We start from the raw sequence: 13,607 nt of genomic DNA on the forward strand, positions 1-13,607 counted from the left end.
TTGAACACTGTGCATGACGAACGCGCGCTGCTGGAAGAACGACTCAACCGCACGCTGAAGGAACGCATCCGCCCGGCCGTCTACGGCGAGACCGCGCCGCTGGAGCTCGCCGTCTGGACCGTGCCGGACGAGCCCGTCCCGGTCGCCGAGGCACTGCGGGCCACCTACGAACCGGCCGCCGTCGGCGACGACTGGGGCGCGCCGTGGAGCACGAGCTGGTTCCGGCTGACCGGCAGCGTCCCGGAGTCGTGGCAGGGCAAACAGGTCGAGGTCGTGCTGGACCTCGGCTTCACGCACCCCGGCCCCGGCTTCCAGTCGGAGGGGCTCGCGTACACGGCGGAAGGCCTGCCCATCAAGGGCATCGAGCCGCGCAACACCTACCTGCCCGTCGACGGCCGCGAGGTCCTCTTCTACCTGGAGGCGGCCGGTAACCCGACGATCCTCGACTTCCACCCGTTCCTGCCGACCCCTCTGGGCGACAAGGAGACGGCGGGCACCGAGCCGTTGTACAAGATCCTCAAGGCCGAGCTCGCGGTGTTCCGGCCGCAGGTGTGGCACCTGATGCTCGACATCGAGGTGCTGCAGTCGCTGATGAGGGAGCTGCCGGACCACGACCCGCGCCGGCACAAGGTCCTGCACGCACTGGACCGGGCGATGGACGCGCTGGACCTCAACGAGGTCGCCGCGACGGCCGAGCTGGCCCGCGCGGAACTGGCGGGCGTGCTCTCGTTGCCCGCCAACGCCTCCGCGCACAAGGTCTCCGCGATCGGGCACGCGCACATCGACTCCGCCTGGCTGTGGCCGCTGCGGGAGACCGTCCGCAAGTGCGCGCGCACGTTCTCGAACGTCACCAAGCTGATGGACGAGTACCCGGACTTCTACTTCGCTTGCTCGCAGGCCCAGCAGTACGCGTGGATGAAGGAGCACCACCCGCACGTCTGGGACCGCGTCCGCGAGAAGGTCCGCAGTGGACAGTTCGTGCCGGTCGGCGGCATGTGGGTCGAGTCGGACACGAACATGCCCGGCGGCGAGGCGATGGCCCGCCAGCTCGTGCACGGCAAGCGCTTCTTCCTGGACAACTTCGGCGTCGAGACCGAGGAGGTGTGGCTGCCGGACTCGTTCGGCTACAGCGCCGCGCTCCCCCAGCTGATCAAGCTGTCGGGCTCGCGCTGGTTCCTCACCCAGAAGCTGTCGTGGAACCAGATCAACAAGTTCCCGCACCACACGTTCTGGTGGGAGGGCATCGACGGCACGCGGATCTTCACGCACTTCCCGCCCGTCGACACCTACAACTCGTCGCTTTCGGGCGAGGAGCTGGCACGAGCGTCACGTCAGTTCGCCGAGCACGCCAAGGCCTCGCGTTCGCTGGTCCCGTTCGGCTACGGCGACGGCGGCGGCGGCCCCACCCGCGAGATGATGGAGACCGCGCACCGCGTAGCGGACCTCGAAGGCTCACCGACCGTTCGTGTGGAGCCGCCGCGCGAGTTCTTCCAGGCCGCGCAGGACGAGTACCCGGACGCGCCGGTGTGGGCGGGCGAGCTGTACCTGGAGAAGCACCGCGCCACCTACACCACCCAGGCCAAGACCAAGCAGGGCAACCGCCGCAGCGAACACCTGCTGCGCGAGGCCGAGCACTGGTCCACCGCGGCGGCTCTGGCAGGCCACGAGTACCCGTACGAGGATCTCGACCGGTTGTGGAAGACCGTGCTGCTCCACCAGTTCCACGACATCCTGCCGGGCAGCTCGATCGCCTGGGTGCACCGCGAGGCCGAGGCCACCTACGCCCGCGTGGCGTCGGAACTGAAAGCGCTGACCGCACAGGCCATCGACGCGCTGAAGGGCGACGGCGACGACCAGCTCACGTTCGACGTGCTCGGCGGCGACGCCCCTCGCCCGTTCGTCGCGCCCGTGGACGGCGTCCTCGACAACGGCCGGCTGCGCGTCACGATCGACGCCGACGGCATCGTGCTCTCGGTCCTCGACCTGGAGGAGGACCGCGAAGTCCTGCCACCGCACGGGTTCGCGGGCATGCCGCAGCTGCACCGGGACAACCCGAACCAGTGGGACGCCTGGGACATCGACCCGTTCTACCGCAACTGGAAGGCCGACCTGATCCCGTCCGAACGCGTCGACGCGCAAGATGGCGTCGTCGTGCGGGCGAAGTTCGGCAACTCCGTGCTCACCCAGACCATCCGGCTGCGCGAAGGCGCCAAGCAGGTCGACTTCGACACCGAGGTCGACTGGCAGGAACGGGAGAAGCTGCTCAAGATCGCGTTCCCGCTGGACCTGCGCGCCGAGGTCTCCACGGCGGAGACCCAGTTCGGCCACCTGCACCGGCCGGTGCACACGAACACCTCGTGGGAGGCGGCGAAGTTCGAGATCTGCGCCCACCGCTACCTGCACGTCGGCGAACCCGGCTACGGCGTCGCGGTGGTCAACGACTCGACCTACGGCCACGAGGTCACCCGCACCACCCGTGACGACGGCGGAACCACCACGACCGTGCGCCTGTCCCTGCTGCGCGCACCGAGGTTCCCCGACCCCGAGACCGATCAGGGCGAGCACCGCTTCCGCTACGCCCTCGTGGTCGGCGCCGGCATCCCGGAGGCGATCGACGCCGGGTACCGCATCAACCTGCCGCCACAGGCCGTCCGGGGTTCGAACGCACCAGAACCGCTGGTGCGCACGGACAACCCGGCGGTGAGGGTCGAGGCCGTGAAGCTGGCCGACGACCGGTCGGGCGACGTCGTCGTCCGGCTCTACGAGGCGCACGGCGGCCGTGCCCGCGCCTCCATCAGCACCTCCTTCGCCTACCAGGCGATCCAGGAGACCGACCTGCTCGAACGGCCCCTGGCCGGCGCGTCGGCCGAGGTGGTGCTGCGTCCGTTCCAAGTGATCACCCTGCGATTCACGAGGTAGCGCATGAAGAAGCTGTTCCTCGCCCTGCTGCTGGTGGCGCTCGCCACGCCACCGGCCCAGGCGGCCACCCAGAAGCGAACCGTCGTCTACTACCAGACCCAGTACAGCAACGGCGCGACCGGCACGTACGTCTCGCCCAAGCCCCTGGTCGACCGCAACACCGACGTCACGGACGTCCTCGTCGCCGCGATCCACCTCAACGACAACAAGGTCGTCCACCTCAACGACCACCCGCCGTCGCACTCGCGGTACGCGCAGATGTGGACGGACCTCGCCGCGATGCAGGCACGCGGCGTCAACGTGATCGGCATGGTCGGCGGCGCGGCGCCGGGTTCGTTCCAGCGGCTCGACACCCGGTTCGCCGAGTACTACCCGTTGCTGCGCGACACGATCCGCACCTACAAGCTCAACGGCGTCGACCTCGACGTCGAGGAGCGGATGTCGATCGCGGGCATCCGGAGGGTGATCGACCAGCTCAAGACCGACTTCGGCGCGAACTTCATCGTCACGCTCTCCCCGGTGGCGAGTGCGCTGTGGGGCGGCGGCAACCTGTCGGGCTTCAACTACGAGGACCTGTACCGCAGCCACGGTTCGAAGATCGCGTGGTTCAACGGCCAGTTCTACAACGGCTGGGGCAACGCGGGCAGCACCGCGCACTACGACCAGATCGTCAACCGGCAGGTGATCCCGGCGAACAAGGTCGTGCTCGGCGCCCTCACCAGCTCGGCCAACGGCGGGTCGGGCTACGTGAACATGACGACGTTGAAGAACACCGTCACGAGCCTGAAGACCAAGTACGCCGACTTCGGTGGTGTGGCCGGCTGGGAGTACTTCAACTCGCTGCCCGGTGGCACCACCGAGCCGTGGCGGTGGGCAGGCGAGGTCACGGCCTGGCAGAAGTAGGCCGAACGGAGCAACTTGCACCGGGCGGGCAACGAAATCCCCGCCCGGTGCGATTAAAGGCCGGGGTGACCCCGGCCGTTCGGAGGCGCGGGGTTCTGGGGTTCTAGGGGGAACTTTCGCATGCCTTCTGCGAGATCGCTGGCGGTCGCGGCCGCCGTGCTCATGGGGGTGCTGGTGCCCGGTGTGGCACAGGCGGCGCCACCGTCCAACGACGACTTCGACGCCGCCACGGTCGTCGGCGCGCTGCCGTACTCCGTCGAGCAGAACACGACGGAGTCGACCAAGGCGAGCGACGACCCGTACGGCTGCCGCGGCTACTCGGTCCAGGGTTCAGCCTGGTTCCGCTACACCGCGACCGAGGACGGCCTGCTGCGGCTGAAGACCGAGGGCAGTGACCGCGACCTCAACGTGGCGACGTTCACGGGTGAGCGCGGCGACCTGGAGCAGGTCTGGAACGCGTTCTACGACGGGTGCACGACCGATCGGGCGACGCCGCTCACGTTCCCGGCGAAGGCGGGCACGACCTACCACTTCATGGTGGGCGGCACGAGCTCGGCGGGCGGTCAGGTGAAGCTCGCGCTGGACCGGATCTCCCACCTGCCCAACGACGATCTCGCGAACGCGGAGCAGGTGACGGCACTGCCGTTCAGCGCGCCGCACCCGGACCTCACCCGTGCCTCCCGCGAGGTCGGCGAGCCGAACGCCGGCGGGTGCGCCGGTTCGGGCGCGCCGTCCGTCTGGTACGCCTACACGCCCACGAGGAACCACTCGGTGCTCATGCACGTCGACGGCTGGGGTTCCGGCCCCACGGCGGCTGTCTACGAGGGCACCTCGATCAACGACCTGACGCTCGTCGGCTGCGAGGGCTCCCAGCACTACGACGGCAAGTCGGTCGCGGTCACCGCGGGCAAGACCTACTACTTCCAGTGGTCCGGCGGCGGTTACTACAGCTCCCCCTCGACCCTGCGGCTCAGCGAGTCGGCGCCGTTCACGACGCAGGTCTACACCGGCTACAGCCACGAGCGGTCCCTCTTCGAGAACATCGGCTTCCAGGTGGACCACCGGGCCGACTACAACGACCCCGTCACCACCGAGTGGGACTTCGGCGACGGTGCCACCGCGGCGCCCAGCACGGAGACCAGCAAGTCGCACCGCTACGCCGCGGACGGCGTCTACACGGTGACCGTGCGGTCGACGGCCGGAGACGGCCGCACGGCGACGGACACGACGACGGTCACGGTGAAGACGCACGACGTCGGCATCTCCAAGTTCACCGTGCCGGCCAGTGCGCGGGCCGGTGAACAGAAGCAGATCGCCGTCCAGGTGTCGAACACCCGCTACCTGGAGAAGGTGAAGACCACCGTCTACCGCGACAACGGCAACGGCAACGGCTGGCAGGAGGTCGGCACGCTCACGATCGACGTGCCCGCGCACCCGACCCGCAAGGTGAAGTTCCCCTTCGCCTACACCTTCACCCCGCAGGACGCGGTGACCGGCAAGGTCTCGTTCCGCGCGGTCGTCGAACCGCAGCTCGAGTACCCGGTGCGGGACGCGATCCCGTCGGACAACGAGGTCATCACCATCGCCACGACCGTCCGGCCGGCGCTGGTGTCCGCCGCCGCCGTCGCGAACTGATCCGGGGGAGATCATGAGACTGTCCAAGAGAATTCTCGCGTCCGCGTTCGCCGCGGCCGTGTTCGCGACGTTCGCTCCCGCCGTGGCGCTGGCCGCTCCGGCCGCCGACGACTTCGACAGCGCGGCCGAGGTTTCCGCGCTGCCGTTCCAGTCGACGATCGACACGACCGGCGCCACCAAGGCGGCCGACGACCCGAGCGCCTGCAACCACTGGGGTGAGGGCTCGGTCTGGTTGCGCCACACCGCATCCGCCGACGGCCTCGTCCGGCTGCGGGCGCAGTCGACGCGGTTCGGGCCGTTCTTCGGCGTGTTCACCGGCGAGCGCGGTTCGCTCACGCCGGTGGCGGGTGCCTGCACCTCCAGCAGCCCGTTCGACGACACGTTCCGCGTTCAGGCCGGCGTGACCTACCACGTCCTGCTCGTCGAGTACTACTCGTGGTACGGCGGCCCGGTGAACGTGTCCCTGACCCCCGTCGCCCCCGCACCGAACGACGACCGCGCGTCGGCCGCGCCGGTGGAGATCTCCGAGCGGCACGAGGGAGATCTGCGGCGCGCGTCGGCGGAGCCCGGCGAACCGGCAGCCAGTTGCGACGCCGGTGCGACGCAGTCTGCCTGGTACCGCTACACGCCGGCCTCGCCGAAGTTCGTGCAGGTGCTGTCCGACCGCACGGCGGTGAGCGTGTACCGCGCCTCCGACCTGTCCGAAGTGGACTGCGAGCCGTCGGGCGGCAACAACTACCAGCACAACGTGTTCTCGGCGACGCCCGGTGAGTCGTACCTGGTCCGGGTGGCGGACTCGCCGGAGTCCGCGGCGCCGTTCTTCGTGGAGTTCGCCGAGGCGGAACCACTGGCTCCGTCCGTGGGGACGTACCCCAACAACCCCACGGTGTTCACCGACGTCACGCTGGAGCCGTTCTCGGGTGACCAGCGGCCACTGGTCACCGGGACGGTGTCCTTCGGCGACGGCGGCTCGGCGCCGATCGTGCCCGGTCAGCAGATCAAGCACCGGTACGCCGCCGACGGCGAGTACACGGTCACGGTGACCGGCTCGACGAAGGACGGCCGCACCGGCACCGGTTCGGAGGTGCTGAAGGTCGACACGCACGACGTGGCGGTGACCGCGTTCTCCGTTCCGGCGTCGGCACGGGCGGGCCAGACCAAGCCGATCAAGGTGAGCGTCGCCAACACCCGGCACGACGAGAACGTCCGCGTGACGCTCTACAAGGTCAGCACCTCGGGTAGCGGTTACGACCTGGAGATCGGCCACGGCACGCAGTGGGTCGCGGCGTCCGCGTCCGGCCGGACCGACTTCCCGTTCGCCTACACCTACTCGGCGGAGGACGCCGCGAAGGGCTCGGTGGAGTTCCGGGTGGAGGCCACCATGCCCGACCGCGGCTGGGGTGCGGACGCCAAGCCCGACGACAACCAGGCGCGCGCGAAGACGACCAGCGTGCGCAAGGCGGCGGGCACCAACGCCGTGATCGACTAGTCGAAGCGGAAGGTGGCTGTCTCGAGGTTGTCGAGCATCCACTGACGCCGCACGAGCGGTGCGCCGGTGTCCCTGCGCAACAGGGGAAGCCGGCGCACCATCTCTTCGAGCAGCACTCGTTTCTCCAGCCGCGCGAGTCCGGCGCCCAGGCAGTGGTGCGGCCCGTGCCCGAACGTCATGATCCGCGTCCTGCGCCGGATGTCGAACGTGTCCGGGTCGGCGTAGCGCACGGGATCGCGGTTGGCCGCGCTGAGCCATCCGCTCACCCACTGCCCCGCGCTGATCTCCTGGCCGCCGATCGTGACGTCCCGCAGCACCAGCCTGCGCGGGGCCGGGAAGACCGGGTACCAGCGCATGGTCTCCTCGACCGCCCCCGGGATCAGCGACGGGTCCGCGCGCAGCTCCTCCCAGCAGCCGAACTCGGTCAGGAACAGCACGGCGTTCGGGATCGTCGCGGCGGTCGTGTCCACGCCGGCGCCGAGCAGCATCGCGCAGTAGCCGATGAGGTCCCAGTCCGACATCGGCCTGCCGCCGACCTGGTAGCCGGTGGCCTGCACGGCGAGCAGTTCGGCGATCAGCCCGTCACCCGGCTCCGCGCGCTGGCGGTCCAGCTCGGCGGCGAAGAACTCCGCCATCTCGGCCTGCCGCGGCACGGTGTTGGTCGTGACGGAGTCCTGGTACCACTGCTCCAGCCACTCGGTCATCCGCTCCTCGGCGCTGAGGTCGAGGCCGAGCAGGTGGCAGATCACCCTGGTGGGCAACGGCTTGGCGATGCGCGGGACGACGTCGAAGCCGCCGGGTTCGAGCCCGTCGACCAGTTCGGTGGCGATGGCGCGGATCTGCGTCTCCAGCCGGGACATCACCCGCGGGCTGAACGGGTCGGCGACCGCGGCCCTCAGGTCGCGATGGCGCTGCCCGTCCGCGGCCCACATGCCGCTCAGCACGGGGTTGGCGAGCGGCCTGGTCTCGTCGGTGAGGCCGTAGCCGGACGAGAAGTGCTCCTCGCCGGAGAGCACCCGCTGGACGTCGCCGAGGCTGAAGACGTGCCAGGTGTCGAGTGCCTCGTCGAAGTGGACCTCGGTGGTGGGATCGAAGAACTTTCCAGGTCGCGTGGGCAAGTGGGCGGCAGTCATGCCCTCGATCGTGGCCCCTTACCCGGCCCGCCGGGATCCGCTGATCCGGCTACCGGGGCGCGGCGTAAGGGGTCTCACGGCGATGCCTTAGGTGATCGTCCGATGTCGGAGGCCGCCCCTCAGGCGCAATCTCATCGTCATCAGGAAGACGAACCGAGGAGTGAGTCAGATGGAGTGGACGCCCGAAGCGATCAAGGCGGAGATGGACTACCGGCAGGCAGCTCTGCGGGAGGACGCCCGCCGGACCCGCGAGTACTACCGCCACGGCGGGAAGCCGCGTTCGTGGTGGCACCGCATGACACACCGCCACGAGCCTGAGGTTCCCGCCGGGCCGCAGGCTGCGTGATGCCGGGGGTGGTCGCAGGGGGTGCGGTTCCTCTCGTCCAGGAACCACACCCCCTGCGACTCGTGCTCTCGCTAGGCGGTGGGCAGCCAGGCCTTGACCTTGTCGGCGTTGGCGTCCGCCCACTTCTTGGCGGCGTCCTCGGGCTTCATCTTGTCCTCGGCGATGTACTTCGCCACGGTGTTCTGGTCCTCGTTGGTCCACTTGAAGTTCTTGACCAGCTGGAAGGCAGGGCCGTTGGCGTCGGCGAACTTCTTCGACACGAGCTTGTCGAGGTCGTAGTCGGGGTAGTCGCAGGCGATCTTCTCGGCGTCGGCGTCACAGCCCGGCGTGTACGCGGGCAGCTTCACCTTCTCCAGCTTGACCTCGTTGAGCAGCCACTGCGGGGAGTAGAAGTAGCCCAGGACCCACTTCTTGTCCTTCTCCGCCTGGCGGAAGGCCTGGATCAGCGCGGTCTCGCTGCCGCCGTAGACGACCTTGTAGTTGAGGTTCAGGTTCTTCACCAGAGCCTCGTCGTTGGTCACGAACGACGGGTCGCCGTCGAGCAGCTGGCCCTTGTCGCCGGACTCCGAGGTCTTGAACTTGTCGGCGTACTTGTTGAGGTTGTTCCAGTCGAGGATGTCGGGGTGCTCCTTGGCGAGCCACGGCGGCACGTACCAGCCGATCTGCCCCTTCACGCCCGTGGACCCCGCGCTGACGGCGGTCTTCTGCTCGTCGATGTACTTCTTGCGCAGGTCGTCGTGGCCCCAGTTCTCCACCACGGCGTCGACCTCACCCGTGCCGAAGCCCTGCCAGGCCACCTCTTCCTTGAGCTCCTTCTTGGTGACCTTGCACTTGAGCTCTTTCTCGGCCACGTACGCGAGAACGGCCGCGTTCGCCTCGTAACCGACCCACGGGTTGATCGCGAGGTTGAACGTGCCGCAGTCGCCGGTCGCACCCGAGGAGGTGTCACCGACCTTGGCGCCACCGCAACCAGCAAGGGCGAGTGCTCCTACGAGCACTGCTCCCAGCACGCTGTGCCTAGCCACTTTCCAGACCTCCTAGTTGGTCCACCGCTTGGCGGCCGCCTGGGTGAGGCGGTCGAGCATCACGCCCAGCACGACGATCGCGACACCGGCCGCGAGCCCCTTGCCGTACAACTGGCCCTGCGAGAACCCGGCCACCACGTCGTAGCCGAGCGCGCCGGCGCCGACGAGACCGCCGACGACGACCATCGAGAGCACGTAGATCAGCCCCTGGTTGGCGGCGAGGGTGAGCGCGCCGCGCGCCATGGGCAGCTGCACCTTCACGATCGTCTGCCACGAGCTCGACCCCAGCGCCGTGGACGCCTCGACGGTCGCGGGCGACACCGCGCGGATGCCGTCCGCGATGATCTTGATGGCCACCGGCGCCGCGAACACCACGGCCGCGATGATCGCGGTGAAGCGCGACGCGGAGAACAACGCCAGGAACGGCACCAGGTAGACGAAGGCGGGCATCACCTGGGCGGCGTCGAGGACCGGCCGGATGAACCGGTCGGCGCGCGTGCTCCGTCCCATCCAGACACCCACTACCACGCCCAGGGCCATCACCATGATCGTGGCGACCAGCGTGGACGCCAGCGTGATCATCGAGTCCTGCCACAGGCCCGTCGCGATCAGCAGGCCGACGCACACGGCCGAGACGATCGCGGGTCGCACACCGCCGATCATGAAGGACAGCGCGACGATCACCAGTGCCACCAGGAACCACGGCGACTCGGCCAGCAGCGCCTGCAGCGGGTTGATCAACGCGAACGTGACGAAGTCCTTGAAGCCGTCCGTGATCACCGGCAGCGAGTCCTGCGCCCACTCCGTCACGGCGGTCGCGCCCTTGCGGATCGCGGTGCCGATCTCCACGTCCGACTGGAACTCCGCCGCCCACAGGTAGGTGTAGGAGAGGTAGACGCAGACACCGGTGACGCCGAGACCGCCGAACAGCGCCCAGCGCGGGAGCGTGCGGCGCTCGTTCGCGGCGGCGGTCGTCACTCGGTCCAGCACGATGGCCAGCACCACGATCGCGAGGCCCGCGTTGAACGCCGTGCCGACGTCGAGCGTCTGCAACGCCTTCACGACGGTCTTGCCGAGGCCCGGCGCGTCGATCAGCGCGGCGATCGTGACCATGGCCAGCGCGGCCATGATCGTCTGGTTGACGCCGAGCACGATGGTCTTGCGCGCGGACGGCAGCAGCACCTTCACCAGCGTCTGGCTCCGCGTCGCACCAAGGGACTCACTCGCCTCGACGGTGTTGCGCGGCACCGAGCGGATGGCGTGCGCGGTGATCCGGATCGCGGGCGGTGCCGCGTAGATCAGCGTCGCGATCGTCGCCGAGGCGGGGCCGATGAGGAAGAACAACGTCAACGGCGCCAGGTACACGAACGTCGGCATGGTCTGCATGAAGTCGAGCACCGGCGTGAGGATCCGGTTGGCCCGATCGGACAGTCCCGCCCAGATTCCCAGCGGAATGCCGATGAGCAACGAGATCACGACCGCGGCCAGGGTCAGCGAGAGCGTGTCCATGCTCTCCTGCCACAAGCCCTGCAGGCCGAGGAACACGAAGCCCGCGACGGCGAGCAGCGCGATCCGCCAGCCGGCCACTGCGAGGCTGACGAAGCCCGCGATCGCGACCACGCCGAGCCAGCCGATCACCGGCACGGGCCGGCCGAACGACGGCTGCGCGATCATGGCCTGGATGAAGGTCACGAACTCGTCGATGACGAGCCGGATCTCGTTGAAGAAGTACAGGAACAGCGGGTTCGAGTTCCTGGACGCGCCGACGGCGTCGTTGACCTCGTTGATCCACCGGTGCAGCGGGGTGAGGTCGGCGGCGCCGAGCGCGAGCGTCCCGACGTTGCGGAACACCAGCCACAGCACCAGCCAGGCCAGCACGATGCCGGCGAAGATCAGGGACTTCTTGTGCTGGAACACCCGAGGTGGCTGCCGAGCGGCGGCGACGGCGACCATGTCACGCCTCCCCGGCCACGACCCCGAGGATCTCCTCGTCCGCGACCACACCGAGCAACTCGCCGTTCCGCACGACCTTCACCGGCTTGTCCGCGCTCAGCACGCTGCGGACGGCCTCCCGCACCACGGTCTCCGGCGACAGCTCCGGCCCGTCGAGCTCGTCGTCGGGACGCGGCGGACGCATGATCCACTTCAGCGTCAGCACGTGCGACTTGGGCACGTCCCGCACGAAGTCGCGCACGTAGTCGTCCGCGGGCGCGCCGACCAGTTCGTCACCGGTGCCGACCTGCACGACCTGGCCGTCGCGCATGATCAGGATGCGGTCGCCCAGTTTCAGCGCCTCGCTCAGGTCGTGGGTGATGAAGACCATCGTCTTGCCGACCTCGCGGTGCAGCCTGATGACCTCGGACTGCATGTCGCGTCGGATCAGCGGGTCGAGCGCGGAGAAGGGTTCGTCGAAGAACAGGACGTCGGGATCGCCGGCGAGTGCGCGCGCGAGACCGACGCGTTGCTGCATGCCACCGGAGAGCTGATCCGGATAGGACTTCTCGTTTCCGGACAGTCCTACCAGGTCGATCACTTCCTGGGAGCGCTCCCCGCGTTTCGCGCGCGGTACCCCGCGGATTTCCAGTCCGTAACCGACGTTCTCGGCGACGGTCCGGTGCGGAAGCAGACCGAAGTGCTGGAACACCATGGAGAACTTGTTCCTGCGCAGGTCGCGCAGGCGTTTCGGGTCCGCTTCGAGAATGTTCTCGCCTTCGAACATGATCGTGCCCGCGGTCGGTTCCACCAGCCGCGTGAGACAACGCACCAGTGTGGACTTACCCGAACCGGACAGTCCCATCACCACGAACATCTCACCGGGAGCGACGTCGAAGTCGACTCCCCGCACGGCGGCGACGGAACCTGTGCGTTCCATCAACTCCTGCCGCGACAACGCTTTGAGCTCGTCCGAGGCAGCCAGCTGAGATGCCTTGGGGCCAAACACCTTCCACAGGTCCCTGACCGAAATCACGGGATCCACGCCAAACCACTCCGACCTGTTGCGGACTGCGCACACCGTTTCTCGATGCGCGACAGCATTGACCTTCGCACGGATACGGTCAAGGGCCGGCACAAACAAAATCCTTTGTGGACAACCAATCATCCCATGACTTGACTCGGTCTGATCGATGGGGAAAAAGTGAACTGAGCGGTTTCCTGCGCCGCTCTTCCCCCCGACGAGGAGCTGTTCGTGCAAGCCCCCAGAATCGCTCTGGCAATGACGTTCGTGTTGACACTTGCCGGTTGTGGCAGTGGGTCGACGGCGTCACCGCGCTCCAGTTCCGCAGCACCCACCGAGCCCTGCGACTCCATCACCATCGCGGTCAACCCGTGGGTCGGCTACGCGGCGAACGCGGCCGTTGTCGCGTACCTCGCCGAGAAGCGGCTCGGCTGCAAGGTGACGAAGAAGGAAGTCGACGAACAGACCGCCTGGCAGGGCCTCGACTCCGGCGAGATCGACGTGATCCTGGAGAACTGGGGTCACGAGGACCTGAAGCAGAAGTACATCGAGGAGAGGCACACCGCCGTGCGGGTGGGCCCGTCCGGCAACAAAGGTGTGATCGGCTGGTACGTGCCGCCGTGGATGAAGAAGGAATTCCCGGACATCACGAACTGGCAGAACCTCAACAAGTACGCGGAGAAGTTCAAGACCGTCCAGTCCGAGGGCAAGGGTCAGGTGCTCGACGGCGACCCGTCGTTCGTGACCAACGACGAGGCCCTGGTCAAGAACCTGAACCTCAACTACAAGGTCGTCTACGCGGGCAGCGAGGAAGCCTCGATCAAGGCGTTCCGCCAGGCGCAGGAGAAGAAGACGCCGCTCATCGGCTACTTCTTCGAACCGCAGTGGCTGCACCTCGACATCGAGCTGGTGAAGATCGAGCTGCCCGAGTACACGGCGGGATGTGACGCGGACCCGGCCAAGGTCGCCTGCGACTACCCGCGCTACGAGCTCGACAAGATCGCGTCGAAGAAGTTCATGGACAAGGGCGGCCCCGCGGCCAGGCTCGTGCGGAACTTCCAGTGGAGCAACGACGAGCAGGACACGGTCGCTTCGTTCATCGCCAAGTACAAGATGTCACCGGACGAGGCGGCGAAGCGGTGGGTCGAGGCGAACCCGGACCGGGTCGAGGACTGGCTGACGAAGGCCAAGCCGTAACTAT

The 13,607-nt window shown here is 68.1% G+C and carries 10 protein-coding genes; 6 read left to right on the plus strand and 4 right to left on the minus strand.

The annotated features are described in order from the left end of the window. Positions 1–9: 9 nt before the first annotated feature. The 4 genes from DFR72_RS37130 to DFR72_RS37145 all read left to right on the plus strand — a co-directional run bounded on the left by DFR72_RS37130 (position 10) and on the right by DFR72_RS37145 (position 6,946). The gene (locus DFR72_RS37130) at positions 10–2,919 is read left to right on the plus strand and encodes an alpha-mannosidase (RefSeq protein WP_090071246.1); all 2,910 of its coding nucleotides are present in this window, start codon (positions 10–12) and stop codon (positions 2,917–2,919) included. Between the two features lie 3 nt (positions 2,920–2,922). Beyond that, complete coding sequence (locus tag DFR72_RS37135; protein WP_090071249.1) at positions 2,923–3,822, plus strand: glycoside hydrolase family 18 protein; 900 nt, start codon at positions 2,923–2,925, stop codon at positions 3,820–3,822. A gap of 120 nt (positions 3,823–3,942) precedes the next feature. Then, positions 3,943–5,457 carry a PKD domain-containing protein gene (locus DFR72_RS37140; protein WP_090071251.1) on the plus strand — a complete coding sequence of 505 codons (1,515 nt, stop codon included), beginning with the start codon at positions 3,943–3,945 and terminating at the stop codon, positions 5,455–5,457. A gap of 13 nt (positions 5,458–5,470) precedes the next feature. Further along, positions 5,471–6,946 (plus strand): PKD domain-containing protein, encoded by a 1,476-nt coding sequence (locus DFR72_RS37145; protein ID WP_090071253.1) that lies wholly within the window; start codon positions 5,471–5,473, stop codon positions 6,944–6,946. Here DFR72_RS37145 and DFR72_RS37150 read toward each other — a convergent pair. After that, positions 6,943–8,079, minus strand: coding sequence for a cytochrome P450 (locus DFR72_RS37150; protein ID WP_090071255.1), 1,137 nt, complete (start codon positions 8,077–8,079; stop codon positions 6,943–6,945). The genes DFR72_RS37145 and DFR72_RS37150 overlap by 4 nt on opposite strands. A gap of 169 nt (positions 8,080–8,248) precedes the next feature. Between DFR72_RS37150 and DFR72_RS46000 the strand changes: the two genes are divergently transcribed. Continuing rightward, positions 8,249–8,425, plus strand: coding sequence for a hypothetical protein (locus DFR72_RS46000; RefSeq protein ID WP_170176578.1), 177 nt, complete (start codon positions 8,249–8,251; stop codon positions 8,423–8,425). A 71-nt stretch (positions 8,426–8,496) separates the two neighbouring features. On the opposite strand, the gene DFR72_RS37155 is transcribed toward DFR72_RS46000, so the two are convergent. Genes DFR72_RS37155 through DFR72_RS37165 form a run of 3 tightly spaced genes read right to left on the minus strand, consistent with a single transcriptional unit; the run spans position 8,497 to position 12,322 of the window. Continuing rightward, positions 8,497–9,450: an ABC transporter substrate-binding protein gene (locus DFR72_RS37155; RefSeq protein ID WP_090071257.1), complete on the minus strand. Its 954-nt coding sequence runs from the start codon at positions 9,448–9,450 to the stop codon at positions 8,497–8,499. Positions 9,451–9,462: 12 nt separating this feature from the next. Continuing rightward, the gene (locus DFR72_RS37160) at positions 9,463–11,403 is read right to left on the minus strand and encodes an ABC transporter permease (protein WP_090071259.1); all 1,941 of its coding nucleotides are present in this window, start codon (positions 11,401–11,403) and stop codon (positions 9,463–9,465) included. A 1-nt stretch (position 11,404) separates the two neighbouring features. Then, positions 11,405–12,322 carry a quaternary amine ABC transporter ATP-binding protein gene (locus DFR72_RS37165; RefSeq protein WP_211335656.1) on the minus strand — a complete coding sequence of 306 codons (918 nt, stop codon included), beginning with the start codon at positions 12,320–12,322 and terminating at the stop codon, positions 11,405–11,407. A 342-nt stretch (positions 12,323–12,664) separates the two neighbouring features. Between DFR72_RS37165 and DFR72_RS37170 the strand changes: the two genes are divergently transcribed. Beyond that, positions 12,665–13,603, plus strand: coding sequence for an ABC transporter substrate-binding protein (locus tag DFR72_RS37170; RefSeq protein ID WP_090071265.1), 939 nt, complete (start codon positions 12,665–12,667; stop codon positions 13,601–13,603). Positions 13,604–13,607 lie beyond the last annotated feature (4 nt).

It is taken from the genome of Lentzea flaviverrucosa, assembly GCF_003350445.1.
In the GTDB taxonomy this organism is placed as follows: Bacteria; Actinomycetota; Actinomycetes; order Mycobacteriales; family Pseudonocardiaceae; genus Lentzea; species Lentzea californiensis.